Here is a 24,412-nt window from a genome sequence, read left to right as displayed (position 1 = left end):
GTCAGGCGCGCCATCAGCCCTCGTGGACCCAACTGCGCAGGATGGAGGTGGATTCGTCAGGGTGTTTCTCGACGAAGTCGGCGACCTTCTTGACCGAGGACGCCTTCACCTGACCCTCGATGCGGGCGATGTCGAGCCGCTGGTCCATCTCGGAGGGACCGGACAGCTGGGGCATGACGCCGCCGGCGCCGCCCATGATGGTGGTCTGCAGCGAGGTCACGCCGCCGCCAGCGCCGGCACCCGCGAGCTGCATCTGGCCCGCGCCGCCACCGCCGCCCGCGGCCGATTTCAGCAGCGGACGCAGCACGAAGAAGATCAGCAGCAGGCCGGTGATCAACAGCACCAGCAGCTCGACCCCGCGCATGATGTCGTTCTTGGTGAAGTTGAGCAGGGGCGAACCGCCATCGGTGCCGCCGGCCGAGACCAGGGCGTCGCGGTTGAAGCGGACATTGGTGACCCGCACCTGGTCGCCGCGCGTCTGGTCGAAGCCCATGGCCGCCTTCACCAGATCCTCGATCTGGGTGATCTCTTCGGGCGTACGGGCCGTATAGGTCGGCTCTCCACCGGCCTCGGCAGCGGGGGTCAGCTTGCCGTCGACGGCGACCGCGACGGAGAGCTTGCGAACCTCCCCCGGCTCCTTGGTCGTGGTCGTCGTGGTGTTGGAGATCTCGTAGTTGGTGGTCTCCCCGTTGGCGGTCTCCGTCGAGCCGGCCGGGGTGTTCGCGGGAGCTTCGCCGCCGGGAATGTTGTTCGTGGCCGTGGCGCCCCCGTCGGGCGTGCCTTCGGTGTTCCTCGACTCGGTGCCGTTGGTCGAGGTCGAGCGGACGACCTGACCGTCGGGATCGTATTTCTGCTCCTGGGTGGTGGAACGGCTCATGTCGATGTCGGCTGTGACCTGAACACGCGCCGCGCCCGGACCGACAACGCCCTCGACCAGATCCTTGATGCGGGCCTGAAGCTGGGCCTCGGTATTGGTCTTGGCGGCCTCGGCGGTGGCGGACGAGAAACCTTCCTCGTCGTCTGCGGCAGCCAGGGTCTGATTGGTTTCGTCGACGACGGTCACCTTGCCGGGCTTCAGGTTCGGCACGGACGAGGCGACGACGTTGCGGATGGCGCGAACCTGATCGGCGCTGAGGGCGCGGCCGCCGAGGCCCACTACGACGGCGGCGGTCGGCTGCGCCGCGTCCTGGGCGAACAGTTCGCGGCGCGGCAGGGCGATCTGGACACGGGCCGAGGAAATGCCGCGCATCGACATGATGGTGCGGGCCAGTTCGCCCTGCAGGGCGCGCTGTTCCGAAATCTGCTGCTGGAACTCGGTCTGGCCCAGCACCGACTGGTTGTCGAACAGCTCGTACCCGACGGACCCGGAGCTCACCAACCCCTTGCCGGCCAGCATCAGGCGGGCCGTGCCGACGTCGTCGCGGTTGACCATGATGGTCGAGCCGTCGCCGCGCGTGGAATATTTGATGCCCGCCTGCTCCAGCGAGGCGGTGATCTCGCCGGCTTCGCGCAGGTCGAGGTTCGAATACAGCAGGGCGTCGGGCGCCTGGCCGACGCGCATCATCACGGCCACGAGGATGGCGGCGACGCCGGCCCCGACGCCGAGGATCATGGCCAGACGCCCGATCCCGAATCTCTGCAACGCCGCCGTGAAGCCGCCCACGCGTTCCCGCCCAAAACTAACAGGCGGGGGAGCCGACTGCCCCCGCTAGGCAGAAACTGCCGCCCGCGTGGTTAACGGCGGTTTAAGCGTCGCGGTGAAGAGGCGGATTATCGGGGTTAATGCCGAAGTTCGTCCAATACGGGACCCGCGCCCGACGGCAGGACCGCATCCGGATCGCGCAGCACCGCCTCCACATCCCGGAACATGACTTCCGCCTGCCAGTCGCGGTTCAGCAGGTGCCAGCCGTCGGGATACCAGGCGGTGCGCAGGTTCGGCGGATCGCCGGCGCGGATCAGGGCGCGGCGCATCGGCCCCTTCTCGATGATCTGATCGTGGGCGCCATACATCAGGATTGTCGGGGCCCTCACCTGTCCCAGCCTGATCGTCGCGCTCTCCATCAGATCGACAAGACCAGACAGGGCGTCGAAACGGGTGGAGCGGATGAAGCCCGGGTCGTTCCCGTTGGCGATCAATTCGATCAGATTGTCGGTGGCCCGGATGTCGCGAACGGCCCAATCCGGCGGTGTGATTGATCGGGGGCCCATCAACCGCGCCGCGGCCCACAGGCTGGCGCGGTTCGCCAGGCTCTGGCTCGACCAACCCCAGACGGCGGGCGCCAAAAGGATCAACTGGTCGGCGACGGGCGGCCGGTCCGAAGCGAAGGCGGAGATGGCGACGGCTCCGCCCATGCTCTCTCCTGCCACGGCGATACGGGCGTTTGGATGCCGTGCGCGAACCAGGGCGACGACGGTGCGCAGGTCCTCGGCCATCCGGACCTCCCCGGCCCATATGCCCCGACCCGGAGAATCGCCGAAGCCGCGCTGGTCATAGGCATAGGTGGCGATGCCGTGCTCGGCCCACCAAGGCCCCGCCAGCCTGAAAGCGGCGGCGTGGTCGTTCATCCCGTGCAGGCCGATGACGATGGCCCGGGGCTCCGCCGGCCCCCAGCGCAGATAGGGCAACCGCCCCCCGTCATCGACCACGAAGGCGCCCGGCTCGATGCGCGGGCCTGTGAAGCCAGCGGGCAGCGTCAGCGGAGGCTGCACATAGGGCGTGGCGCAGGCGGCGAGGCCCAGCAGCATCACGGACAGGACCAGGGCGCGGATCATGATCCCAGAATGCCGCGAACCCTCTGGCGAAGATACGGCACGACCTCATCCTCGAACCAAGGATTGCGCCTCAGCCAGGCGGAGTTCCGCCACGACGGATGCGGCATGGGCAGTATGGTCGGCGCATACTCGCGCCAGGCCTGGACCGTGTCGGTCATGTTCGCCCTGGCCCGGTCGCCCAGCGCCCAGACCTGGGAATAGCCGCCCACCAACAGGGTCAGCTCCATCCGCGGCAACGCCTCCAGCAATCGAGGCCGCCACAGGGTCGCGCACCGCTTCGGCGGCGGATAGTCCCCGCCGCTTCTTCCATTTTTCTGGGGCGCCGTGCCCGGATAGCAGAAGGCCTGGGCCGCAACCCCGATACGGTGATCGGCGTAGAAGGTCTCGAAATCGACCCCCATCCAGTCGCGCAGCCGGTCGCCGGACGGATCGGTGAACGGCATCCCGCTCTCATGAACCCGCCGCCCCGGCGCCTGGCCGCAGATCAGCAGACGGGTCTCGGGAAAGACGCGGACCACCGGGCGCGGTTCGTGCGGCAGTTCGCCGAGACAGGCCCGGCAGGCGCGGATCTCCGAAAGGACGTCTTCGAGGTCAGGCGAAGTCGTCATCGACCTCGGGCTTGGGCGGCAGGGCGGCCAGGGCCGCTGCGGTTTCCGCCTCGGTCGGCAGGCGCAGGCGGGTCACGCCACGGAAATTGGTCGGATCGACGACCTTGCCCTTCTTGGTGATGGTCAGCTTGCCCTGACGCATCAGGCCCAGCGCGGTGGCGCGAACCTTGGGCAGAACGCGCTGCCACTGTTCGGTCTGGATGTGTTTGGCCACGTCCGCCGGCTCGACGGATTTGCCGCCGACGCCCTTGGGGTCCGCTTTCGCCAGGGTTTCGAAAATTGCCGCTTCGATTGGATCGCTCATGGGGCCTATATGCTGCACTGCGAGAACGAAAAGAAGGCACGACAGTATGGTCGAGAAGATCACGGTCACCGAGGGCGAATTCACCGGCTGGCAGACATATGATCTGCACGGCACCTTCGATCAGGTCGTGGGCCCGTTTTATTTCAAGCCGGACGCCGACGGCCGCATGCGTTGCGCCTTCCGCGCCGAGCCCAAGCACATGAACGCGGGCCACCGGATGCACGGCGGCTGCCTGATGACCTTCGCCGACATCGCCTTGTTCCAGACGGCCTATCAGGAGATGGAGGGCAAGAACGGCGTGACCGTGCAGCTCGATTCCACCCTGATCGACGGCGCATACGTCGGCGAACTGGTCGAGGCGACGGGCGAGGTGGTGCGCGCGGGCGGGTCGCTGATCTTCGTGCGCGGCCAGATCTCGACCGGCGAGCGCACTCTGATGACCTACAGCGGCATCATCCGAAAGTTCACGCCCCGGACCTGAATTCGAACCGGTTCTCCGCCTCCCACGGCCCGCCGCGATAGCGCCAGAGCAACAGCGCCTCCGCCCTGGCCGTCCACGGCGTGAAGTCGACAGCCAGGCGGTCGTGCAGCGCCAGGGCCTCGCCCGGTTCAACCTTGTTCTGGATCGTTACGTGGGGCCGAAAGCCCTGCCGATCCTGAGGCGTGAGCGCATCGGCGAAGCGCGCCGCCAGCCGCGCCCTGACGGAGGCCAGATCGGCGCTTTCCAACGCCAGGGCGACGCCCCGCCCCAGCTTTCGCAGACCTGTGACGTGGATGTCGAAGGGCGCTATCGCACCGGCCGCCGCAAGAACCGCCGCCGCGACCTCCGCCAGACGATCGCCCGGCAGATGATGGAACAGCGTCAGATGCGCCGGAATGCGGTTGAAGGCAGCCGGGAAATGGGTCCGTCGCAGGCCGTCGAAGCGCGCGAATGACGCGCCGTCGAACCCGAGACTGAGGATCAGAGGATCGGCGTCGCCGGTCACACCCCGACCTTGGCCGCCGGACGCGCGCGGCAGTCGTCGAGCCAGCGGGCGAGGTGGGTGAATTCCTCGGGCGGCCGGTATTTGACCATACGCGCGAAGTCCAGCCCGACGGCGGCGACGATGTCGGCGATGGTGAACCTGTCCACGGCGATGAACTCATGGTCGGCCAGGCGCCGGTCCAGGGTGCGCATGAAGCGTTCGGCGGCGACGCGGTTGTAGTCAGCGACCTGGGGCTGTTGCGCAGACTCCAGCGCGGCTAGCGCCGGATGGGTCAGGCGCACGTTCAGCATGATCGGATTGGCGAGGTAGAACTCGCACCGGCGGGTCCACATCTCGACGATGGCCTGTTCACGCGCGTCGACGCCGAACAGGTTCGGCTCCGGATACATCGATTCCAGATAGCGACCGATGGCGACCGATTCCGAGATGGTCGTGCCGTCGTCCAGCTCGAGCGCCGGCACGTGGGGAACGCCGACCCTGGCCCGGTATTCCGGCGTCTTGTGCTCGCCCGACATGATGTCGATGGGCACGATTTCGACGTCCTCGATGCCCTTCTCGGCCATCACCCAGCGGACGCGCCGGGGATTGGGCGCGCGGTGGCTGTCGTAGAGTCTCATTGCTGTCGTCTCCGGTTCAGCGGAATATGGAGCCCGGCATCGCGCCGACAACCGCCGCCGCCATCAGGGTCGCCAGGAAACCGGCGAACAGCGCTTTCCAAACCATGCCGAGCACCTCTTCGCGGCGTTCGGGGATCAGGACCGACAGGCCTGTGACCGTGATCCCGACCGATCCGATGTTGGCGAAGCCGCACAGGGCGTAGGTCAGCAGCATGCGGGTGCGCTCGCTCATCTCGCCGGCCGGGACCTCGCCCAGGCGGATGAAGGCGACGAACTCGGTCAGGGTCAGTTTGACGCCGAGCAGCCAGCCTGCACGGCCCGCGTCGGACCATTCGACGCCGATCAGCCAGGCCAGGGGCATGAAGATCCAGCCCAGCAGACGCTCCACCGTCACCGGCGCGTCGAACAGCCAGAAGCCACCGATCATGATGTTGACCAGGGCGACCAGGGCCACGAACACGATCAGCACGGCGGAGATGTTAAGCACCACCATCAGGCCGTCGGCCGTGCCCTTCACGATCGCGTCGATAGCCGAGTCGTACTTCAGGGCCGAATCGTAGTCCGCAACCGCCCCACCCTCACCCGGCTTCTCGGGAATGATGATGCGGGCCAGCAGCACGCCCGCAGGCGCCGAGACGATCGAGGCGACCAGGACGTGGCCGGCGGCATTGGGCAGGGTCGCCGACAGGATAGTGGCGTAGGCGACCATGGTCGAGCCGGCGACCGTGGCCAGACCCACGACCATCATGAGGAAGATCTCGGAGCGGGTCAGCTTGTCGAGGTAGGCGCGGATGACGATCGGGCTCTCGATCATGCCGAGGAAGATATTGGCCGCGACCGCCAGGGCCGAGGCGCCGCCCAGCCCCATCGTCTTCTGGAACAGGATGCCGAAGCCGTGCGTCAGCCACTTGAGTATTTTCCAGTGCCAAAGCAACGCCGACAGGGCCGAGATCACCAGGATCATCGGCAGGACGTTGAAGGCGAAGGTGAACAGGCCGCCCGCGTTGGTGACGGCATAGGGCTGGTCTCCGCCGGCGAGGTAGCCGAACACGAACTTGGCCCCCTCGGTCGTGGCGTGTGACAGACCGTCGACAGCGCCGGTGATCGCGGCGAGCACCGTCTGAGAGCCCGGAATGGCGAACAGGGCCAGCACGAGCAACGCCTGCACCCCGATGGCGCCCAGCGTCAGCCGCCAGGGAAAGGCGCGCTTGTTTTCGGACAGCCCCCAGCAAGCGCCGACAATGACGACGAGCCCGAGAAGGCTCTGAAGGTTCAGCAGGCTGAACATGTGATGGTTTCCCCGACGCGACACCCCTTCCTGTCGAAAGGGGAGCGTCGAGACAAGCGTCGCGTGGCGATCAGGGTCGCCACACCTCCACGGAATCACCACCGAACACGACATGGCGGCGGCCTTCGGGGGCAAAGAGGCCGTAGATCATGTCGAGATCAGGCGCGCTGACGGCGTCGAGCGCGGCCTGGTGTTCCGCTGACAGGGCGAGCCCCAGGGCGGATGCGTTGTCGGTCACCTGGGCCGTCCGGCTGACCCCCATCAGGGTCGAGGCGACGCCCCGACGGCCGATGACCCAGGCCAGGGCGATCTGCGCCGGCGTGTGCCCGGCCTCGACCGCGACCCGCGTCAGCACATTGACGATGGCCCAGTTTCGCTCGGTGAACAGGCTGTCGCCGAACGGGTTGGCGCCGTTCAGACGGTCGGAACCGTCGCCGCGCGTTTCGCCCTCGCCGGCCGCCCCGCGAGGAAGTCCTCCCTGTCGCGACGGCGCGGCCTCGACGCTGGCGCGATCGTACTTGCCGGTCAGAAGGCCGTAGGCCAGCGGGCTCCACGGCACCATGCCGAGCCCGAATTCGGCCGCGACAGGCAGGTGCTCCGCCTCGATGTTACGGTTCGCGAGGGAGTAGAAATATTGCAGCGCGATGGGGCCAGGCCTGCTGGTCGCGCGCGCCAGGGTCGAAATGGTCGCGACGTACCAGGCCGGCGTATTGGACATGCCCCAGTAGCGGATCTTACCGGAGCGGACGAAGCCCGTCATCGTCTCCAACAGTTCGTCGGGCGGGGTGACGCCGTCCCAGACGTGGATCCAGTAAAGGTCGATATAGTCCGTCCCCAGCCGACGGAGCGATCCTTCCAGAGACTCTGTCAGATGCTTGGCGCCATTGCCGCCCGACGCCTGGCCTTTCCCGGTCGCGAACCCCGCCTTGGTCGACAGCACGATCTGCGACCTGAGCCCACCATCTGCGATGAACCGCCCGACCATCTCTTCGCCGAGGCCACCCGAATAGACATCGGCCGTGTCGACAAAGTTGCCGCCAGCCTCGACATAGGTGTCGAATATGGCGCGCGCCTCGAGCTCCGCCGCGCCCCAGCGCGCCGCACCGAAGGTCATGGTCCCAAGCGCCAGCGGGCTAACGACCAGGCCGGACCGACCAAGCGTGCGATAGTTGGAAAGTGACATCAGAGATTTCCTAGCGACTGCTACGGAATCCCTAACGATCTTGCTCCGCCCCGTCAAATGTTTCATAGTGACCGCTATGGCAAGTGCCGCAGTCGTCTCTGAAAAGCGCCCAGGCCGCCCACTGTCGTTCGATCGGGATGCGGCCCTCGAGCAGGCGATGCTGCTGTTCTGGCGGCACGGGTATGAGGCGACATCGCTGAGCGATCTGACGACCGCCATGGGGGTCACGCCGCCCAGCATCTACGCGGCCTTCGGCAACAAGAAGCGACTGTTTCTGGAAGCGGTCGAGCTGTACCTAGCCCCGCCGTCGGCGCCTGCGGACATCATCGACCAGGCCGCGTCTGCGCGGGAGGCTGCCTCTGCCCTGATGTCAGGCGCGGCTCACGCCTTCACCAACCCCGAGACGCCGCCCGGCTGTATGCTGGCGACGTCCGCAATCAGCGTCTCGGCCGCCGCCGCCGACGTTCAATCTGCCCTCTCCGACATCCGGAACGCAGTCGAGGCGCATCTCAGGCGCCGCATCGAACAGGGGATGGCTGACGGCGAACTGCCGGTCGACACCGACGCGGACGCCCTCGCCGGCCATACGACCGCAGTCATCCAGGGCATCTCGACGCTGGCGCGAGACGGAGCCACGCGCGACAAGCTGCTGCGCGTGGTCCAGACGGCTATGCGGGTCTGGGACTGAGCCTTAGGCCTGCCGGCGAACCAGCTTACCGTAGTCGTCCATCAGGGTCAGCGACAGGTCGCCCGGCGTGAAGGTGTAGTCGCCGATCGACTGGACCGGGGTGACCTCGGCGGCCGAACCGGTCAGGAAGCACTCGGAGAAGGTGGAGAGTTCTTCCGGGCGGATGTGGCGCACCACGACCTCGATGCCCTTGGCCTTGGCGATGTCGATGACCGTCTGACGGGTGATGCCGTTCAGGATGTGGGTCACGTCGGGGGTATGGATCACGCCGTCCTGGATGAAGAAGACGTTGGCGCCAGTCGCCTCGGCGACATAGCCGCGCCAGTCCAGCATCATGGCGTCCGCGAAACCGCGCTTCTCGGCCGCGTTCTTGGACATGGTGCAGATCATGTAGAGGCCGGCGGCCTTGGCCGTCGTCGGGGCGGTCAGCGGGTCGGGGCGGCGCCACTTGGCCCACTCCAGCTTGATGCCCTTCTTCTTGACCTCGGGGTCGAAATAGCTGGGCCAGTCCCACACGGCGATGGCGACGTGGGCCTTGTTGTTCAGAGCCGAGACACTGACCTGTTCCGGGCCGAGGAAGGCGACGGGACGGATGTAGGCGTCCTCCATCCCCATCTTCGCGCAGGTTTCCTTGCACGCCTGATCGATTTCCGCGACGCTATAGGGCAGTTCGAAATCCAGCAGGTTCGCCGACCGGGCCAGGCGCTCGGAATGCTCTGTCAGCTTGAAGATTTCGCCGCCATACATACGCTCACCCTCGAACACCGACGAGCCGTAGTGAAGGGCATGGGTCAAAACGTGCGTTTTCGCTTCCCGCCAGGGAATGAATTCGCCATTCATCCAGATCCAGCCGTCACGATCGTCGAAAGGAACCAAGGCCATTGAACAACGTCTCCTGCGCAGATTTGCCGGTTAGAACGCCCGAAGCGCTCAAGGTCAACGCCATGCGCGCGGGAATGTTCGCATGAGCAGCAGCCGCTCAGGGCCTGTGGCCGGCGCCGGCGTGGGTCGCCACCTGCTGATCGTCGATGACGACGACCGGATTCGCGAGCTCCTGAAGGAGTATCTGGCGCGCGAGGGCTATCGCGTGACCGGGGCCGCCCACGCCGCCGCGGCGCGTCGCCTGATGGAGCTGATCGAGTTCGATCTGGTCGTGCTCGACGTGATGATGCCGGGCGAAAGCGGGCTGGAGCTGACGACCTGGGTTCGATCCAAGGCCCAGTTGTCGAAGACGCCTGTTCTGCTGCTGACGGCGCGGGGCGAGGCGTCGGACCGGATCGACGGCCTGTCGCGCGGCGCCGACGACTATATGTCCAAGCCCTTCGATCCCAAGGAGCTGTCGCTGCGGATCGACGCGATACTGAGGCGGACGGGCGTGAAGCCGATCATGCCGCGCGAAATCAAGTTGGGCACCGCGATGTTCGACCTGGAACGGCTGGAGTTGACCCGCGACGGCTCGCCGATGCGGCTGACCGAGGCCGAGGCCCAGTTGCTGAAGACGCTGGCGCTGCACGCCCATGCGCCGGTCGAGCGGATGGATCTGTCGCCGGACACGGCCGACATCACCGGCCGCGCAGTCGACGTGCAGGTGACGCGGCTGAGGCGCAAGCTGGAAGCCGATCCGAAGAACCCGCGCTACCTCCAGACCGTGCGCGGCATCGGATACATGCTGGCGCCCGACTGACATGCGGCTGCTGCCCTTCCCCGTCCTGGCGCGGTTTCTGAAGCGGCAGCTGCCGACGTCGTTGTGGGGGCGGTCGCTGCTGATCATCGTCCTGCCGATCATGATCATGCAGGGGGCGGTGACATGGGCCTTCTTCGACATGCACTGGCAGACGGTGACGGCGCGCCTGTCCGAGGGGCTGGCCGGGGACGTGGCCTGGGCGGCCGAGAGCTATCGCGATGAGCCCACCGCGGCCAACCTGGCCGTGATCGCCGACCGGGGTGAACGATCGATGCAGCTGTCGATCGCGCTGCGGCCCGGAGCGACCTTGCCCGCAGAACAACGACGCGGGCCGATCGGGGTGGTCGACCGGACGCTGGAGGCGGCGCTGGCGGCGCGGCTGGACCAGGCCTTCTGGTTCGATACGACACGCTATCCGGCCTATGTCGACATCCAGGTGCAGCAGCGCGACGGGGTGCTGCGGATCATCGCGCCGCGCGAGCGGGCCGTAGCGACCCAGGCGCATATCTTCGTGCTGTGGCTGATGCTGGCGACGGTCCTTCTGATGAGCGTCGCCATCCTGTTCATCCGCAATCAGGTCCGCGCCATCGAGCGGCTGGCGGAGGCGGCGGAAGCCTTCGGACGGGGCGAGACGTCGCAGGCGTTCAAGCCGCACGGGGCGCGCGAGGTGCGTCAGGCGGCGGTCGCCTTCCTGGCCATGCGCGACCGGATCCAGCGGCACATCGAACAACGGACAGCGCTGCTGGCCTCGGTCAGCCACGACCTGCGCACGCCCCTGACCCGGCTGCGTCTTGAGCTCGCCCTGGCCCCGCAGTTCAAGCGTCAGAGCGCCATGAAGGGCGACCTCGACGAGATGGAGCATATGATCGACGAATACCTGGCCTTCGCGAAGGGCGAGGCCGGCGAGGCGCCGCAGCCGGTCGATGTCTCCGCCCTGCTGAAGGCGGCCGGCGAGGATGTGAAACGGGCGGGCGCAGAGGTCGAGATCGCCGCGCCGGCCGACCTGACCGCCTCCTTGCGCCCTTTGGCCTTCAAGCGGGCCCTTACCAATCTGGCGGGCAATGCGGCGTCTCACGGGGAGCATGTGCGACTGTCGGCGCGGGCCCTGCCTTCAGGCGGTCTGGAGATTTCCGTCGAGGACGACGGGCCCGGCATCCCTGACGAGATGCACGAAGAGGCCTTCCGGCCGTTCAGCCGGCTGGACGAGAGCCGGAACCAGAACCGCAAGGGCGTCGGGCTGGGCCTGGCCATCGCGCGGGACGTGGCCCGCGGGCATGGCGGGGACATCACTCTGGCGCGCAGCGACCTCGGGGGCCTGAGGGCGCTGATCCGCCTGCCGGGTTGAGGCGCACGAAGGCGTTCCGAACGTGGCGGCGTCATCCTTCTGTGGGCGTCCCTGCGAGGATTGCGGAGACGACCCGCGCGGCCCATCTTCCCTGTGACAGGGATTTTCCGGAGATCGTCATGCGCAGCTTCGCCTTCCTCGCCCCCCTCACCCTCATAGCGGCCCTCGCGACGCCCGCCTTCGCCCAGACGCCGCAGGTCAATGTGACCGTGGGCGGCGACCTGACGGAAGACGTCGAGGACCTCGGCCAGCGCGATGTGGATCGCCAGCTGGAGCGGCTGCAGACCGTCATCGAACGTCGCCTGGCCCGCGACGGTGCTCTGGAAGGCTCCCAGATCAATCTTGTCCTCACCGACCTGAAGCCCAACCGCCCGACCTGGGAGCAGGCCGCCGAAACGCCCGGCCTGTCGATCATCGACAGCTTCTCCATCGGGGGGGCGACGATCGAGGGCGAGGTGATCACCGCCGACGGCCAGCGTCTGCCAGTGCGCTATTCGTTCTATTCGAGTTCGATCGCCGAGGTGCGCGGCTACAGCACCTGGCAGGACGCTGAACAGACCTATGCCCGGCTGGCCAGCAACCTCGTCTCAGGCCGGCTGGTCTCCCGCTAGGGCTTTCGCGCGTGCCACGGCGGCCTGCACAGCCGCACGGCCCGCGGCTTCCAGATCGGCGTCCTGGAGCGCATCCAGACCCGCGCGCGTCGTGCCGCCTGGCGAGGCGATGCGCGCGATGAGTTCGTCCAGACTGGCGTCAGTGCCCGCACCTGAGCCGGCCGAGCGCAAGGCGCCGCGCGTCAACCGCTTTGCGGCCTCAGGCGTCAGGCCCGCCTCGACACCCGCCGCCGCGAGCGCCTGCGCCAGGGCGTAGAAGAAGGCTGGAGCCGATCCGGCCACGGCCGTGGCGGCGTCGATCAACGCCTCCTCGTCCAGATCGACCGTGTCCGCGACGGCGTCGAAGAGTGTGTGGGCCAGCGCCCGCGCGGCAGGGGCTTCAGACCAGATCGCCGCGACGCCCTGGCCTTGTGCTACCGCAGTCGTGGGCATGACCCGGGCGATGGCCCGGCCAGGCAGGGTGGCGGACAGGTCGGCCTCGCGGACACCGGCCATGACGGAGATGACGACAGCATCGACCGGCAGGGTGGTCAGCAGCGGGGCTACCGCTTCGCGCCAGGCGGCGGGCTTCACGGCGATGAGCAGCGCCCTGGTGTCCGACGGGCAGACCGGTGGAACGGCGCGGGTCAGGATCGTGAGATCGGAAACCGTCCCGGTCAGCCGCCAGCCTTCGGCGATGGCGGAGCCAAGGCGGCCGTGGCCGAGGAGGACGACCGTCATCGCGCGGCCTAGGCCGTGCCGACGGTCTCGAACAGGCAGCTGTCGATCGCGTCCTGGGGCTTCTTGTTACCGCGGATCATGAAGTCGAAGGCGGGATAGTATCGGTCGGCGGCCTCGACGGCGGCGTCGATCATCGAGGCGGCCTGGGCCAAGGTCGGACGCTCGCCGTGCGGCAGGGCCAGGGAGTGTCGGAAGACGATCTCGCCGTCCTCGGACCAGACCTCGAAATGGCCCATCCAGGTGCGCTGGTTGACCATGGAGACCAGCTCGTAGGCGGCGTTACGGCGGCTCTTGGTCGCACGCAGATCAAGCGCGCAGCACAGTTGCAGGCAGTCGCCTTCGGGGCGCCAGGCGAACCAGAGTTCGTAGTCCTTCCAGTCACCGGCCAGGGCGAAGGCCAGATCGCCGTCGTCCGTCCGGTCGAACGGAAGGTTCTCGGCGTTCAGCACATGCTCGACCACGTCCAGCGGATCGTAGGGGACGTCGACCTCTTGGGGTCCGGCAGCATCCATCAGGTGAACTCGATCTCGCGGGAGGGGCGGCGGCGACTCAGGCCGCCTTGAAAAGACGGTAGGCGTGTTCGGAGATTCGTCTCAACCGGCTGCGTCCGGCAGACGAGTTCCATCTGTGGGCGTTCCCTTTTGAGGCTTGTTGGACTTGGCGGCGGCCGCCTTCTGGAGTTCGGCGACCTCGGCGCGCAGGGCGGTGACTTGGGCCTTCAGAACATCGAACTCGTCGCGGCGGACGAGATCCATCTCTGCGACGACGCGGTCGGACTGGGCGCGGAAGGCGGCCTTGGCCTCTTCGCCGGCGGCCTGGGCCAGGCCCATGGCGCTGGTCGACATCTTGGCCAGTTCGTCGAGAATCGGATTGCGGGTCTGCATGATGGTCTCCGGCCCGCGAGCGGCGAGCGTCGTTAAGGGAGGGTTGCCTGATATGGTGAACGAAACCTTTCCAGACACCCCCTGCTCGCCCGCAATCGGGGCTGAAACGTGTCACGCTCGCGTGTGCCCGCGACGCTTGCTAAAGGCGGAGCGAACCGACGCAGGAGCCTCGCTTGACCTTTCCCGAGTTCGATCCGGTCCTGATCCATCTGGGCCCGTTGCCGATCCGTTGGTACGCCCTGGCCTATGTCGCCGGCATCGTGCTGGGCTGGATCTATGCCGCGCGGATCCTCAAGACCGACCGGGTCTGGGCGCCCGGCAAACCACCGCTGGCGGGACCGCAGCTGGACGACCTGATCCTTTGGATCACGCTCGGCATCATCCTGGGCGGCCGATTCGGCTATGCGCTGTTCTACAAGCCGATCATGTTCGCCCAGCTGTTCACGGGGTCGAGCCTCGGCGAACGGTTTGAACTGTTCCAGCTGTGGACGGGCGGGATGTCGTTCCACGGCGGCATGCTGGGCTGCACCCTTGCGGTCCTGATCTATGCCTGGCGGACGAAGTCCAATGCGCTGAGCATCGGCGACATGGCCCTGGCGGCTGCGCCGATCGGCCTGTTCTTCGGGCGGGTAGCGAACTTCATCAATGGCGAGCTTTGGGGGCGCCCGACCGATGCGGCCTGGGCCATTAATTTCTGCAACAACCGCGCTCGCGAGATGTATGGCCAGACCTGCGAGGTCATGACGCAAACCGGGCTGATCGTCGGTCCCGGCGACGTGGCCCGGCACCCGAGCCAGCTTTACGAGGCGGGCCTGGAGGGATTGCTGCTGTTCATCGTGCTGGGGTTGGCGGTCTGGAAATGGAAGCTGCTGGCCAAGCCGGGCTATGTCACGGGCCTGTTCCTGGTCGGATACGGCCTCTCGCGGGCGCTGCTGGAGACGGTACGACAGCCGGACGCGGGCATGGAGAACTTCCCGCTGGGCCTGACCATGGGGATGATGCTGTCGATCCCGATGATCCTTGTCGGGGCCTGGTTGATCCACCGGGCGTGGAAACGTCCGCCGGTCGCCGCCGTCTGATGTCCTTGAAGGATCGACTGGCGCGGGAGATCGCCCTGACCGGGCCGATGACGGTGGCCGACTATGTCACCCGCTGCCTGCACGATCCGAAGGACGGCTACTACGCGACCCGACCCGCGCTGGGCGAAGGCGGGGACTTCATCACCGCGCCGCTGGTCAGCCAGATGTTCGGGGAGCTGATCGGTCTGTGGGCGGTCGAGACCTGGCACAGGTTGGGCGCGCCCGAGCGATTCAGGATGGTCGAGATCGGCCCCGGCGACGGGACCCTGATGGACGATGCCCTGAGGGCCGCGCGGGTCGCGCCGGGGTTCCTGGAGGCCTGCGACCTGATCCTGATCGAGCCGTCAGGACCGCTGCGGGAGGCCCAGTCGCGCAGGCTGGCGCAGGCGGATGTGTCGCCCCGATGGGTCCGTTCGCTGAACCAGATCGACACCGACGCGCCGGTGATCCTGATCGCCAACGAGGTGCTGGACTGTCTGCCCGCCCGCCAGTTCGTCCAGACCGACGGCGGCTGGGCCGAACGACGGGTGGGGGTCACCGATGACGGCGGACTGACCTTCGGCCTGGTGGGGATCACCGGGGCGTTCGAGCGGCCCGCGTTCGAGGTCGAGCCGGGCCAGGTGGTCGAGGTGTCGGACCAGCAGGCCGCGTTCGGGCGGGATCTGGGCGCCCTGCTGCACCAGACGTCGGGGGCGGCCCTGCTGATCGACTATGGGCGGGATCGGCCGGGCGTCGGCGACACGCTGCAGGGCTTGCGGCGGCACGCCAAGGTCGATGTGCTGGCGGCGCCGGGCGAGGCGGACCTGACACAGTGGGCCGACTTCCCGGCGGTGCAGGAGGCGGCGATCCGCACCGGGGCCGACGTCACGGGCTGCGTCGGCCAGGGGGAGTTCCTGAGGCGGCTGGGGATCGAGGCGCGGGCCGCACGGCTGTCCTCAGGCAGGCCCGAGGCCGGACCGGTCATCGCCCGCCAGCTGGCGCGCCTGACCGCGTCGGACCAGATGGGCGAGCTTTTCAAGGCGGCGGCGATCTTCTCGCCCCGCAGCCTGGCCGTCCCGGGATTCGAACAATGACAGAGGCGACGCCGATCACCCATCCGCTGCTGGAGAAGGCGGGTATTCGCCACGGCTTCTTCACGCGGCGCGGCGGGGTTTCGACCGGGCTCTATGAGGGGCTGAACACCGGGATTGGCTCGGCGGACGACCCGGAGGCCGTGGCCGAGAACCGGCGACGGGTGGCGGCGGCGCTGGGCGGGAGACCGGAAGATCTGGCGGCCTGCTACCAGATCCATTCCAGCCTGACGCGGGTGGCGACGGGACCCTGGGCCGGCGACCGGCCGGAGGGCGACGCCGTGGTCTCCGCGACGATCGGGGTGATACCAGCGGTGCTGACGGCGGACTGCGCGCCCGTCCTGCTGGCCGATGCCGAGGCGCGGGTCGTGGGCGCGGTCCATGCCGGCTGGAAGGGGGCGCTGGGCGGGGTCGTGCACTCCGCCGTGACGGCGATGGAGTCGCTGGGCGCGCGGCCGGACCGGATCGTCGCGGTGGTCGGGCCTTGTATCGCCCAAGCGAGCTATGAGGTCGGAGCCGACTTTCAGGAGCGGTTCGATCACCACGACCCGGGCGCGGGCCGGTTCTTCACCGAGGGCGCGACGGCCGACAAGCGGATGTTCGATCTGCCCGGCTTCGTCCTGTGGCGGCTGGAACAGGCGGGGGTCGGCGAGGCGGCCTGGACCGGGTACGACACCTGCGTCGACGCGGCGGCCTTCTATTCGAACCGGCGGGCGTTCCAGCGGCGCGAGCCGGACTTCGGGCGGCTGATGTCGGCGATCACCCTGGTCTGAGGACCACCCGCGTTTGCACAGTGCAATGTGGAAACGCCCGTAAGCGTCTGATTTCTTTGAATTGCACTTTGTGGACTCTGTTTTTCAGAGTCCAATCCGGACGAAGTGACTGGCGGGCCTTAGCCCTCCGCGTCGTCCTCGGCGGCCTCGCTCTGGAAATAGGGTTCGACTGTGCCCTGCAGCTTGACGGTCAGGGCGTTGCCCTTGCGGTCGACGGCCTTGCCGACGGCGAGGCGGACCCAGCCTTCGGAGACGCAGTATTCGTCGACGTTGGTCTTTTCCTCGCCCTTGAACTTGATGCCCACGCCGCGCTGAAGCACGTCGGCGTCGTAGTATTTGTTGTTCGGGTTGACCGAGAGGCGGTCGGGGGGCGTGTCGGACATCTGGAAGCCTCGGCGAAGTTCTGGGGGCGGTGCATAGCCGCCCGCGCGGCTTCTGCCAACGGCGGAGGATCAGCCGAGGCCTGCGAAGCCTCGCCCGACGCTCCATCCGCCGTCGGCGGGCAGGACGACGCCGCTGACATAGCGGGCGTAGTCCGACGCCAGGAACAGGCAGACATCGGCGACGTCATCGACCGTGCCCAGCCGGTTGAGCGGCACGGCGCGGGCGGCGGCGGCCTTGGCCTCCGGCGTCGGGGCCAGGCGTTCCATGCCCTCGGTGCCGTCGATCGGTCCCGGAGACACCGAGTTCACCCGTACCCCCTCCCCGCCCCATTCGATGGCGAGGGTCTTGGTGATCATGTCCACGCCGGCCTTGGCGGCGCAGACGTGGACCTGCAGCGCCATGGGAATCCAGGCCTGGGGGGCGGTGATGTTGATGATGCTGGCGCCCGGTTTGGTCAGGTGTTCGTGGGCGGCGCGGAGCACATGGAAAGTGCCGAGGGTGTCGATGTCGGTGACGGTGCGGAAGCCGTTGGAGCTGAGGGCGGCGGCCGGGACCGGGAAGTTGCCCGCCGCGCCGGAGACCAGCACGTCGATCGTGCCGCGCTTGTCGCGGAAGTCGGCGATCGCGGCCTTCACGGCGTCGAAGTCGCGGACGTCGAGGCTGTAGCCGAGGGCGGGGTTCTGTCCGGAGAGTTGTTCGACGGCCGCATCGACCTTGTCCTGGCTGCGGCTGGCGACGCCGAGCTTCGCACCGGAGCGGGCGAAAGCCCTCGCGATGCCGAGATTGATACCGGACGTGCCGCCGAAGACCATCACGGTCTTGCCGGTGAAATCGAACGCCATGGAGCCCTCCCTGAGTTTGTTTCCGGCACCGTGCACCCCGGAGAAGGCCGGGGTCCAGATGCAAAGCACGGGCAGAAGGTCAGGGGACGCGGTGCGACATCCCGGAGATCAGCATCCGTGAAACGGACCCGGGGCTTCGCCGGGGGGCACGGAGGTGGGGATCACTGAACCGACTGGCGCGGCGCGGCCGGGTTGGCGGCGCCGGACGCGCCCGCGGACGGGGCGTAGGGCTGGGGCCCGGCCGGCGCGGGGGGGGTGGCGGCCGGCGTCGTCGCGCGCGGCGTCTGACGGGCCGGGGTGCGCGCCGGGGCCCGGGCCGGGGCGCGATTGACGGCGGGCTGGGCTGCGGGAGGCGTCGTCGCGGCGGGCGCGGTCGTCTGGGTCGGTGCTGGTGCGGCCGTGGTCGGCGCCGGGGTCGTCGCGGCAGTCTGGGTCGGAGTGACCGGCGCCGAAGCGGCGGCGGCGCGGGCGGCCAGTTGCTGGGCCTGGAAGCGGCGGGCCAGTTTCTCGGTCAGTTCGCGTGCGGCGGGGGCCGGCATCTGGGCCATGATGGCGGACAGGCCGCGAGGACGCATGGCGGCGGCGATCGGCAGCCGGACACTGTCGTCGAGGGTGGCGAAGACGGCGGCGGCCTCGCGCGGGCGCATGGCGGAATAGACGGCGACCAGACGGGCGGTCTCGGCGGCCTCGCGCTCGTCGACCTGACCCAGCAGGGCCTGGACCTCGGCCTTGATGGCGTTGAGGGCGGTGATCTTGGCGTCCAGCTTCTGCTCTGCGGCGACCATCAGCGGCAGGGTGGTGGCGAAGTCGGCGTCGCGGGCGTCCAGCTCGGTGCGACGGGCGCTGAGCGACTGGATGATGCGCAGCTCGGCCGGCGAGATACCGGCCTGTTGGGCCAGTTGCTCCGGGGTGAGGGCGCAGACGGCCGGGGGCGTGCGGGCGGCGGCGGGCGCGGCGACCGTTTCCGAGACGGCGGAGGTGGCTTCCTCGGCCCAGGCGCGCGCGCCCTGGAACAGGTCAGGCCCGGCGCCGACGGCGCGCACGGCCACGACCCCGCCGATGGCGACGGCGATCAGGGGCAGGAGGCGGGGCAGCTTGGCCATAAGGTCAGAAAATCCGGGAGTTTACGCGGCGAACAGGTCGTCGTCGGAGGCGAGGTTTACGCGCGCACGGTTGAGAGTTTGCTTCGCGGCTTGGTTAGCGGTCAGGGCGTGCAGGATGGCCTGGACATTGCCGGCGCCGGCCGCGGCGGGGACCGGAGCGGCCATGCCGTGGATGCGCTCGGCCAGGGCGGCCATGCGGAAGGCGCGGTCATCGGGGTCGGGCGCGGCCGCCGCGACAGGGGCCGGGCGCTCCGGGACGGGGGCAGCGGAAGGCGCTTCGAAGCGGGGCTCCTCGACACGCGCCGGGCGGACTTCACCTTGCGGGAGAGCTCCACGGACGCCCCGGGCGATCAGCTGTTCCAGCTCGGTCTTCAGGGTGCGGGCCTTGATGATGCGGTCGTGCAGCAGGTCGGCTTCCTCGCCGGAGGCGCGGAGTGAGCCGAGGGCGCTCTCGGCGCGGGCGCAGGCGGCGTTGAGTTCGGTCACCGCTCCGGCGAAGGCCAGCTGGCCGGCGCGGAGCTGGGTCAGCTTCTTCTCAAGACGGACGCCGTAGCCGAGGGCGGCCACGAGCAGCAGCATCAGAACTGCATCCAGGATCATGCCGGTCATGTCAGCGCCTTCCCTTGGTCAGGCTGTTAGCAGTCTCAACACTGATCGGCGCCTCGACCCGCACGGCGATATGCTGACCCTTGCGACCCATCTTGCCCGTCGTGACCGGGATGGTTCCGCAGCGGATCGAGACGTCTGAATCCGGCGTCGCGTTCAGCATGAAGGTGTCGCCGACCTTGAGTCCCAGGGCCATGGACAGCGGCACCTGCTGCTCGTCGAGGACGGCGCGGATCTCGGTGTCCGTGGTCCAGAGCTCGGTGGCGAGGTGGCCTTCCCAGATGTTATCGCGGCCGAACTTCTCGCCCATGAACTGCTGCAACAGCATCTTCCGGATGGGTTCGAGCGTGGCGTAGGGCAGCAACAGCTCGACCCGGCCGCCGCGGTCTTCCATGTCGATACGCAGCTTGACCAGGATGGCGGCGTTGGCCGGGCGGGCGATGGCGGCGAAGCGCGGGTTGGTCTCGAGCCGGTCCAGGTTGAAGTGGACGGGCGTCAGGGGCTCAAAGGCGGCCTGGGCGTCGGCCAGGATGACCTCGACCATTCGCTGGACCAGAACCCGCTCGATGGTGGTGTAGGGCCGGCCCTCGATGCGCAGGGCCGCGGTGCCGCGACGGCCGCCCAGCAGCACGTCGACGATCGAATAGATCAGGTTGGAATCGACCGTCAGCAGGCCGTAGTTGTCCAGCTCCTCGGCCCGGAACACCGCCAGGATCGCCGGAAGCGGGATCGAGTTCAGATAGTCGCCGAAGCGGATCGACGAGATGTTGTCGAGCGAGACCTCGACGTTGTCGGAGGTGAAGTTCCGGAGACTGGTCGTCATCAACCGCACCAGGCGGTCGAAGACGATCTCCAGCATCGGCAAACGCTCGTATGAGACGAGCGCGGAGTTGATGATGGCCCGGATGCCGGTCCGTTCGGAGTCGTCGCCGTCGCCGAGATCGAAGCCGAGAAGATTGTCGATCTCGTCCTGGTTCAGGACCCGTTCGGAGGCCGCGCTCGACCGTTCCTCACCGAAGGCGTCGGCGGCGGCGAACGGGTCGAGCTCGTCCGTATCGGCCATTACTGGACGAGCATTTCTTCGATCAGAACCGCGTCGACCTTGGCCGGGGCGGCGATGAGGTTCACGCGACGCAGGATCTCGGTGCGCAGCTGGTAGGCGCCGGCCGAGCCGGCGATGTCCTCGGGCCGGATCTCGCGCAGGAAGCTCTGGAACATGTCCTGCATGCGCGGCATCTGCTCCTGCAGGGAATAGGCGACGTCGGCGTCCTGCATCTCGAGCGTGAGGGCCAGTTTCATCACCGTGGGGCGGCCGTCCGGCGACTGGATGTTCACCACCATGTCCGGCAGGGTCAGGAAGGTGACGCCGTCCGGCCCCTCGCTGATCTTGCCCAGAGCTGGATCAGCCTCGCCATCGGCCGCGGCGCCGTGGCCTCCGCCCTCTTCCTTCTTCTCGCCGTGGCCGCCGCCCTTCTCCTCGCCATGATCGCCCTTGGCGGCTTCCTCGCCATGCTCGCCTTCTGCGGCGGCCGGCTTGGGCTGGAGCATGAAGAATGCCCCCGCCCCGCCGCCGCCCAGGACCAGCAGGGCCACGGGCGCGATGATGAACAGGAGCGGCAGCTTCTTTTTCGGCGGCGCGTCGCCGTCGACGTCGGCGCCATGCGCGACGGCCAGGTCGGTCGCGCCGTCCTTGGGCGCCTTGTCCTTCTTCTTGCCGAGTTTGATCATGCGGCGGTCGTCCCGGAAATTCCCAGTCACCCGGATGCGGCGTGTTTGGTTAACGCGAGGTGTAAATCCGGCAAGATTTGCCGGGCTGTCAGGGCCTGAAACCGGCCAGAACGCCCACCGCACGGGCGTTAACCCTGTTGGCACGGTCGTTGCGTGGGAGGGAGCGAAGGAGCTCTGGAGCCCACGTGGAAAACGCCGCCTATATCGGACTGTCCCGGCAGATGACGCTGCGTCGCGAACTCGACATCGCGGCCAACAACATCGCCAATGCGGACACCACCGGCTTCAAGGTCGAGCAACTGCTGCTGGGCACGGAGATCGGCGGACGGGCGCGGAACGACGCGATCCGCCCGAGCGCCAGCTTCGTGCTGGACAAGGGCGTCGGCCGCGATTTCTCGCAGGGCTCGCTGGAGCAGACCGGCCGGGACCTGGACTTCGCCATCGACGGCGAGGGCGTGTTCTTCAAGGTCCAGGACGGCGCCGCCGAGGCCTATACCCGCGACGGAGCCTTCACCATCAGCCCCGAGGGCGAGCTGGTCACCAAGGCCGGCCTGCCCGTGCTGGGCGACGGCGGCCCGATCGTCATCGACCCGGCCCAGGGCCCGATCACCGTCGCCGACGACGGCAACATCAGCCAGAACGGAATCGCCATCGGCCAGCTGGGCCTTGCCCGGTTCGACAACCTGGCGGTCCTGTCCAAGGAAGGCGACGGCCTGTACCGCAACGTCTCCAACGCTGCGCCCATCGACGCCGCCGGAGCGCAGGTGCGCCAGGGCATGCTTGAGGGATCCAACGTCAATCCCCTCGTTGAAATCACCAATCTGATCGAGATCAGCCGCGCCTACGAACGCGCGAGCAAGATGATCGAAAACGTCACCGAACTGTCCCGTCGCTCGGTCGAGCGGCTGGGCAAGGCGAGCTAAGGAACCTCTAGATGCGCGCTCTCAGAACCGCAGCCTCCGGCATGGCCGCCCAGCAGCTGAACGTGGAGGTCATCTCCAACAACATCGCGAACATGAACACCGTCGGCTACAAGCGCCAGCGGGCCGAGTTCCAGGACCTGATCTACCAGAACGTCGAACGGATGGGCGCACAGTCGTCCAGCCAGGGCACGGTCGTCCCGACCGGCATCCAGGTCGGCCTGGGCGTCAAGGCGGGCAGCGTCTACCGCATCACCGATCAGGGCACGCCGACCCAGACGGGCAGCGACTATGACGTCGCCATCGACGGCCAGGGCTATTTCCAGATCACCCTGCCCTCGGGTGAGATCGGCTACACCCGCGCCGGCAACTTCTCCCTGAGCGGCGAAGGCCAGCTGGTGACCGAGGACGGCTATGCGGTCGAGCCGGCCATCTCCATCCCGCAGGACGCGATCGACGTCATTATCTCCAAGACCGGGCAGGTGCAGGTGATCTCGGCCGGGTCACCGGAAGCGGCCGTCGTGGGCCAGCTGGAGATCGCCACCTTCTTCAACGAGGCGGGTCTGGAAGCCATCGGCGACAACCTGTTGCTCGAAACCGCCGCGTCTGGCCCGGCCACGACCGGCACCCCCGGCGAAACCGGCTTCGGCCAGCTGCTGCAGGGCTATACGGAGGCGTCGAACGTCGACGCCGTGACCGAGATCAGCTCCCTGATCATCGCCCAGCGCGCCTATGAGATGAACTCCAAGGTCATCACCACGGCCGACGAGATGATGAGCGTCTCGTCCCAGGTGAAGGGCTGATGACCCGGTTGCTGACATTGGTGGCGGCGCTGGCGCTTGCCGCCTCCCCCGCCCTCGCCGGACCGGTGACGCTGAAGGTCAATCCGGTCGACGACGACGGAAGCGTCACCCTGGGCGACATCTTCGACGGGGCCGGATCGGCCTCGGGCGTCGTGGTCGCCAGTCGCGCCGGGCCCTCGGTGGTGTTCGAGGCCGGCCAGCTTCAGGCCATCGCGTCGCGCGCCGGGCTGCAATGGGCCAATCCGCAGGGCCTGCGCCGTGTGGTCGTCCGTCATGCCGCGCTGGCGCCCGGCGGGGCCGTTTCGACGACCCGGAGCGTCACACCCGCCGTCGCCCAGCGTGGCGCAACGGTCGAAGTCCTGACCTACGCCCGCAATCTCGCCGCCGGAGACCTGGTCCAGCCCGAGGACGTCGTCTGGTCCACCGTTCAGGCGCATCTGGCGCAGGGCGGATCGCCCTCGGACGCCGAACAGGTCATCGGCCTGAGCGCCCGCCGGGCCCTGCGCGCCGGAGCCGTAGTGGGCCAGCGCGACCTGATCTCGCCGCGCGTCATCGCCCGCAACGACATGGTCGAGGTCGCCTATGTCGCCGGGGGCGTGATCCTGACCGTCACCGGCCGCGCGACGCGCGACGCCGCCGTCGGCGAGCCCGTGCCCGTTCTGAACACCACGTCCGGCCGCACCATCGACGCCATCGCCTCCGGTCCCGGTCAGGCTCGCGCCGGCGCCGGATCCCGCGCCACAGCCTCCAGCCCGTTCGCCCGCCAGGGAATGTAAGTCATGCGTAAGTCCGTCCTCGCCCTCTCGTTCGTCGCCCTGTCCCTCGGCGCCTGCTCTACCGCCATCGAGGCGGTGCGCGGGCCCGAACTGGCTCCCATCGGCTATCCGGCCCAGCTGGTTCCGGTCAGCCAGGCCTACCAAGCCGCGCCGGAGCCCCGCTCGGCCAGCGCCAACTCCCTGTGGCGGACGGGCGCGCGCGCCTTCTTCGGCGACCAGAGGGCGCGGAACATCGGCGACATCCTGACCGTCAGCATCGATATCGACGACCAGGCCCAGACCTCGAACACGACGAACCGCAGCCGCACCAACGACATCTCGGGCGGGGTGACCAACTTCTTCGGGCTGGAGAACAGCCTGGGCCGCGCCTTCCCCGGCGGCTTCGATCCCCAGAATCTGGTCGGGGTCGAGGGTTCGTCGAACGCCAACGGCACGGGCTCGGTCAGCCGGTCGGAACGGGTCAACCTGACCATCGCCGCCGTGGTCACCGACATCCTGTCGAACGGCAATCTGGTCATCCAGGGTCGGCAAGAAGTGCGCACCAACCGGGAGGTGCGCGAACTGACCGTCGCCGGCATCGTGCGGCCGGAAGACATCTCCTCGGCCAACACCATCGCCCACACCCAGATCGCCGAGGC

The 24,412-nt window shown here is 68.1% G+C and carries 30 protein-coding genes; 12 read left to right on the top strand and 18 right to left on the bottom strand.

Annotated features, from left to right (window positions below; all coding sequences use genetic code 11):
* Positions 1–13: 13 nt before the first annotated feature.
* The 4 genes from fliF to RMO01_RS16020 all read right to left on the bottom strand — a co-directional run bounded on the left by fliF (position 14) and on the right by RMO01_RS16020 (position 3,684).
* Positions 14–1,663 (bottom strand): flagellar basal-body MS-ring/collar protein FliF, encoded by a 1,650-nt coding sequence (gene fliF, locus RMO01_RS16035; RefSeq protein WP_309630068.1) that lies wholly within the window; start codon positions 1,661–1,663, stop codon positions 14–16.
* 116 nt (positions 1,664–1,779) lie between these two features.
* Positions 1,780–2,772 carry an alpha/beta fold hydrolase gene (locus tag RMO01_RS16030; RefSeq protein ID WP_309630067.1) on the bottom strand — a complete coding sequence of 331 codons (993 nt, stop codon included), beginning with the start codon at positions 2,770–2,772 and terminating at the stop codon, positions 1,780–1,782.
* Complete coding sequence (locus RMO01_RS16025; protein ID WP_309630066.1) at positions 2,769–3,380, bottom strand: uracil-DNA glycosylase family protein; 612 nt, start codon at positions 3,378–3,380, stop codon at positions 2,769–2,771. The genes RMO01_RS16030 and RMO01_RS16025 overlap by 4 nt, the downstream gene beginning before the upstream one ends.
* Positions 3,364–3,684, bottom strand: coding sequence for a DUF3253 domain-containing protein (locus RMO01_RS16020; RefSeq protein WP_309630065.1), 321 nt, complete (start codon positions 3,682–3,684; stop codon positions 3,364–3,366). The genes RMO01_RS16025 and RMO01_RS16020 overlap by 17 nt, the downstream gene beginning before the upstream one ends.
* Before the next feature lie 46 nt (positions 3,685–3,730).
* Here RMO01_RS16020 and RMO01_RS16015 point away from each other — a divergent pair, with 46 nt between their 5' ends.
* On the top strand, positions 3,731–4,165 hold the full coding sequence (locus tag RMO01_RS16015; RefSeq protein WP_309630064.1) for a PaaI family thioesterase: 435 nt from the start codon (positions 3,731–3,733) through the stop codon (positions 4,163–4,165).
* Here the strand turns inward: RMO01_RS16015 and RMO01_RS16010 are convergent.
* From RMO01_RS16010 to RMO01_RS15995, 4 genes are all read right to left on the bottom strand, one after another.
* On the bottom strand, positions 4,149–4,670 hold the full coding sequence (locus tag RMO01_RS16010; protein ID WP_309630063.1) for a 2'-5' RNA ligase family protein: 522 nt from the start codon (positions 4,668–4,670) through the stop codon (positions 4,149–4,151). The genes RMO01_RS16015 and RMO01_RS16010 overlap by 17 nt on opposite strands.
* The gene (locus tag RMO01_RS16005; protein ID WP_309630062.1) at positions 4,667–5,287 is read right to left on the bottom strand and encodes a glutathione S-transferase; all 621 of its coding nucleotides are present in this window, start codon (positions 5,285–5,287) and stop codon (positions 4,667–4,669) included. Before RMO01_RS16005 ends, RMO01_RS16010 begins: the two co-directional genes overlap by 4 nt.
* A 16-nt stretch (positions 5,288–5,303) precedes the next feature.
* Complete coding sequence (locus tag RMO01_RS16000) at positions 5,304–6,575, bottom strand: nucleoside transporter C-terminal domain-containing protein (RefSeq protein ID WP_309630061.1); 1,272 nt, start codon at positions 6,573–6,575, stop codon at positions 5,304–5,306.
* Between the two features lie 70 nt (positions 6,576–6,645).
* Positions 6,646–7,758, bottom strand: a complete 1,113-nt coding sequence (locus RMO01_RS15995) for an aldo/keto reductase (RefSeq protein ID WP_309630060.1) — start codon at positions 7,756–7,758, stop codon at positions 6,646–6,648.
* Between the two features lie 76 nt (positions 7,759–7,834).
* Here RMO01_RS15995 and RMO01_RS15990 point away from each other — a divergent pair, with 76 nt between their 5' ends.
* Entirely contained in the window at positions 7,835–8,446 is a 612-nt protein-coding gene (locus RMO01_RS15990) for a TetR/AcrR family transcriptional regulator (protein WP_309630059.1), read from the top strand.
* Between the two features lie 3 nt (positions 8,447–8,449).
* Here the strand turns inward: RMO01_RS15990 and RMO01_RS15985 are convergent, their stop codons facing one another.
* The gene (locus tag RMO01_RS15985) at positions 8,450–9,328 is read right to left on the bottom strand and encodes a branched-chain amino acid aminotransferase (RefSeq protein WP_309630058.1); all 879 of its coding nucleotides are present in this window, start codon (positions 9,326–9,328) and stop codon (positions 8,450–8,452) included.
* A gap of 82 nt (positions 9,329–9,410) precedes the next feature.
* Between RMO01_RS15985 and RMO01_RS15980 the strand changes: the two genes are divergently transcribed.
* The 3 genes from RMO01_RS15980 to RMO01_RS15970 all read left to right on the top strand — a co-directional run bounded on the left by RMO01_RS15980 (position 9,411) and on the right by RMO01_RS15970 (position 12,086).
* Positions 9,411–10,130, top strand: coding sequence for a response regulator transcription factor (locus RMO01_RS15980; protein ID WP_309630057.1), 720 nt, complete (start codon positions 9,411–9,413; stop codon positions 10,128–10,130).
* Between the two features lies 1 nt (position 10,131).
* A complete protein-coding gene (locus tag RMO01_RS15975; protein ID WP_309630056.1) occupies positions 10,132–11,475 on the top strand; it encodes an ATP-binding protein in 1,344 nt (447 codons plus the stop codon).
* 119 nt (positions 11,476–11,594) lie between these two features.
* Positions 11,595–12,086: a hypothetical protein gene (locus tag RMO01_RS15970; RefSeq protein WP_309630055.1), complete on the top strand. Its 492-nt coding sequence runs from the start codon at positions 11,595–11,597 to the stop codon at positions 12,084–12,086.
* Here RMO01_RS15970 and RMO01_RS15965 read toward each other — a convergent pair.
* The 3 genes from RMO01_RS15965 to RMO01_RS15955 all read right to left on the bottom strand — a co-directional run bounded on the left by RMO01_RS15965 (position 12,063) and on the right by RMO01_RS15955 (position 13,690).
* A complete protein-coding gene (locus RMO01_RS15965) occupies positions 12,063–12,806 on the bottom strand; it encodes a pyrroline-5-carboxylate reductase dimerization domain-containing protein (RefSeq protein WP_309630054.1) in 744 nt (247 codons plus the stop codon). The genes RMO01_RS15970 and RMO01_RS15965 overlap by 24 nt on opposite strands.
* An 8-nt stretch (positions 12,807–12,814) precedes the next feature.
* The gene (locus RMO01_RS15960; protein WP_271083791.1) at positions 12,815–13,318 is read right to left on the bottom strand and encodes a YbjN domain-containing protein; all 504 of its coding nucleotides are present in this window, start codon (positions 13,316–13,318) and stop codon (positions 12,815–12,817) included.
* 81 nt (positions 13,319–13,399) lie between these two features.
* Complete coding sequence (locus tag RMO01_RS15955; protein ID WP_309630053.1) at positions 13,400–13,690, bottom strand: accessory factor UbiK family protein; 291 nt, start codon at positions 13,688–13,690, stop codon at positions 13,400–13,402.
* Positions 13,691–13,863: 173 nt separating this feature from the next.
* Between RMO01_RS15955 and lgt the strand changes: the two genes are divergently transcribed.
* Genes lgt through pgeF form a run of 3 tightly spaced genes read left to right on the top strand, consistent with a single transcriptional unit; the run spans position 13,864 to position 16,612 of the window.
* Positions 13,864–14,769, top strand: coding sequence for a prolipoprotein diacylglyceryl transferase (gene lgt / locus RMO01_RS15950; RefSeq protein WP_309630052.1), 906 nt, complete (start codon positions 13,864–13,866; stop codon positions 14,767–14,769).
* A complete protein-coding gene (locus RMO01_RS15945; RefSeq protein ID WP_309630069.1) occupies positions 14,769–15,842 on the top strand; it encodes an SAM-dependent methyltransferase in 1,074 nt (357 codons plus the stop codon). Before lgt ends, RMO01_RS15945 begins: the two co-directional genes overlap by 1 nt.
* Positions 15,839–16,612: a peptidoglycan editing factor PgeF gene (gene pgeF / locus RMO01_RS15940; RefSeq protein ID WP_309630051.1), complete on the top strand. Its 774-nt coding sequence runs from the start codon at positions 15,839–15,841 to the stop codon at positions 16,610–16,612. Before RMO01_RS15945 ends, pgeF begins: the two co-directional genes overlap by 4 nt.
* A 119-nt stretch (positions 16,613–16,731) precedes the next feature.
* Here the strand turns inward: pgeF and RMO01_RS15935 are convergent, their stop codons facing one another.
* The 6 genes from RMO01_RS15935 to RMO01_RS15910 all read right to left on the bottom strand — a co-directional run bounded on the left by RMO01_RS15935 (position 16,732) and on the right by RMO01_RS15910 (position 21,275).
* Positions 16,732–16,995, bottom strand: a complete 264-nt coding sequence (locus RMO01_RS15935) for a DUF3297 family protein (protein WP_309630050.1) — start codon at positions 16,993–16,995, stop codon at positions 16,732–16,734.
* Positions 16,996–17,064: 69 nt separating this feature from the next.
* A complete protein-coding gene (locus tag RMO01_RS15930) occupies positions 17,065–17,838 on the bottom strand; it encodes an SDR family oxidoreductase (protein ID WP_309630049.1) in 774 nt (257 codons plus the stop codon).
* Positions 17,839–17,999: 161 nt separating this feature from the next.
* Positions 18,000–18,941 carry a magnesium transporter MgtE N-terminal domain-containing protein gene (locus RMO01_RS15925; protein ID WP_309630048.1) on the bottom strand — a complete coding sequence of 314 codons (942 nt, stop codon included), beginning with the start codon at positions 18,939–18,941 and terminating at the stop codon, positions 18,000–18,002.
* 21 nt (positions 18,942–18,962) lie between these two features.
* Positions 18,963–19,550: a DUF6468 domain-containing protein gene (locus RMO01_RS15920; RefSeq protein ID WP_309630047.1), complete on the bottom strand. Its 588-nt coding sequence runs from the start codon at positions 19,548–19,550 to the stop codon at positions 18,963–18,965.
* A gap of 1 nt (position 19,551) precedes the next feature.
* Positions 19,552–20,610, bottom strand: a complete 1,059-nt coding sequence (gene fliM / locus RMO01_RS15915) for a flagellar motor switch protein FliM (RefSeq protein WP_309630046.1) — start codon at positions 20,608–20,610, stop codon at positions 19,552–19,554.
* Positions 20,610–21,275 (bottom strand): flagellar basal body-associated FliL family protein, encoded by a 666-nt coding sequence (locus RMO01_RS15910; protein ID WP_309630045.1) that lies wholly within the window; start codon positions 21,273–21,275, stop codon positions 20,610–20,612. The genes fliM and RMO01_RS15910 overlap by 1 nt, the downstream gene beginning before the upstream one ends.
* Before the next feature lie 185 nt (positions 21,276–21,460).
* Here RMO01_RS15910 and flgF point away from each other — a divergent pair, with 185 nt between their 5' ends.
* From flgF to RMO01_RS15890, 4 genes are all read left to right on the top strand, one after another.
* A complete protein-coding gene (gene flgF, locus RMO01_RS15905) occupies positions 21,461–22,198 on the top strand; it encodes a flagellar basal-body rod protein FlgF (protein WP_309630044.1) in 738 nt (245 codons plus the stop codon).
* 11 nt (positions 22,199–22,209) lie between these two features.
* Positions 22,210–22,998, top strand: coding sequence for a flagellar basal-body rod protein FlgG (flgG, locus tag RMO01_RS15900; protein WP_309630043.1), 789 nt, complete (start codon positions 22,210–22,212; stop codon positions 22,996–22,998).
* The gene (flgA, locus tag RMO01_RS15895; RefSeq protein WP_309630042.1) at positions 22,998–23,774 is read left to right on the top strand and encodes a flagellar basal body P-ring formation chaperone FlgA; all 777 of its coding nucleotides are present in this window, start codon (positions 22,998–23,000) and stop codon (positions 23,772–23,774) included. The genes flgG and flgA overlap by 1 nt, the downstream gene beginning before the upstream one ends.
* Before the next feature lie 3 nt (positions 23,775–23,777).
* The coding region (locus tag RMO01_RS15890) for a flagellar basal body L-ring protein FlgH (protein WP_309630041.1) at positions 23,778–24,412 on the top strand (635 nt) is incomplete at its 3' end.

Source organism: Brevundimonas sp. (assembly GCF_031412435.1).
In the GTDB taxonomy this organism is placed as follows: domain Bacteria; phylum Pseudomonadota; class Alphaproteobacteria; order Caulobacterales; family Caulobacteraceae; genus Brevundimonas.
The sequence above is the reverse complement of the archived record's forward strand: the minus strand, read 5'-3'. Positions and strand labels throughout refer to the sequence as shown.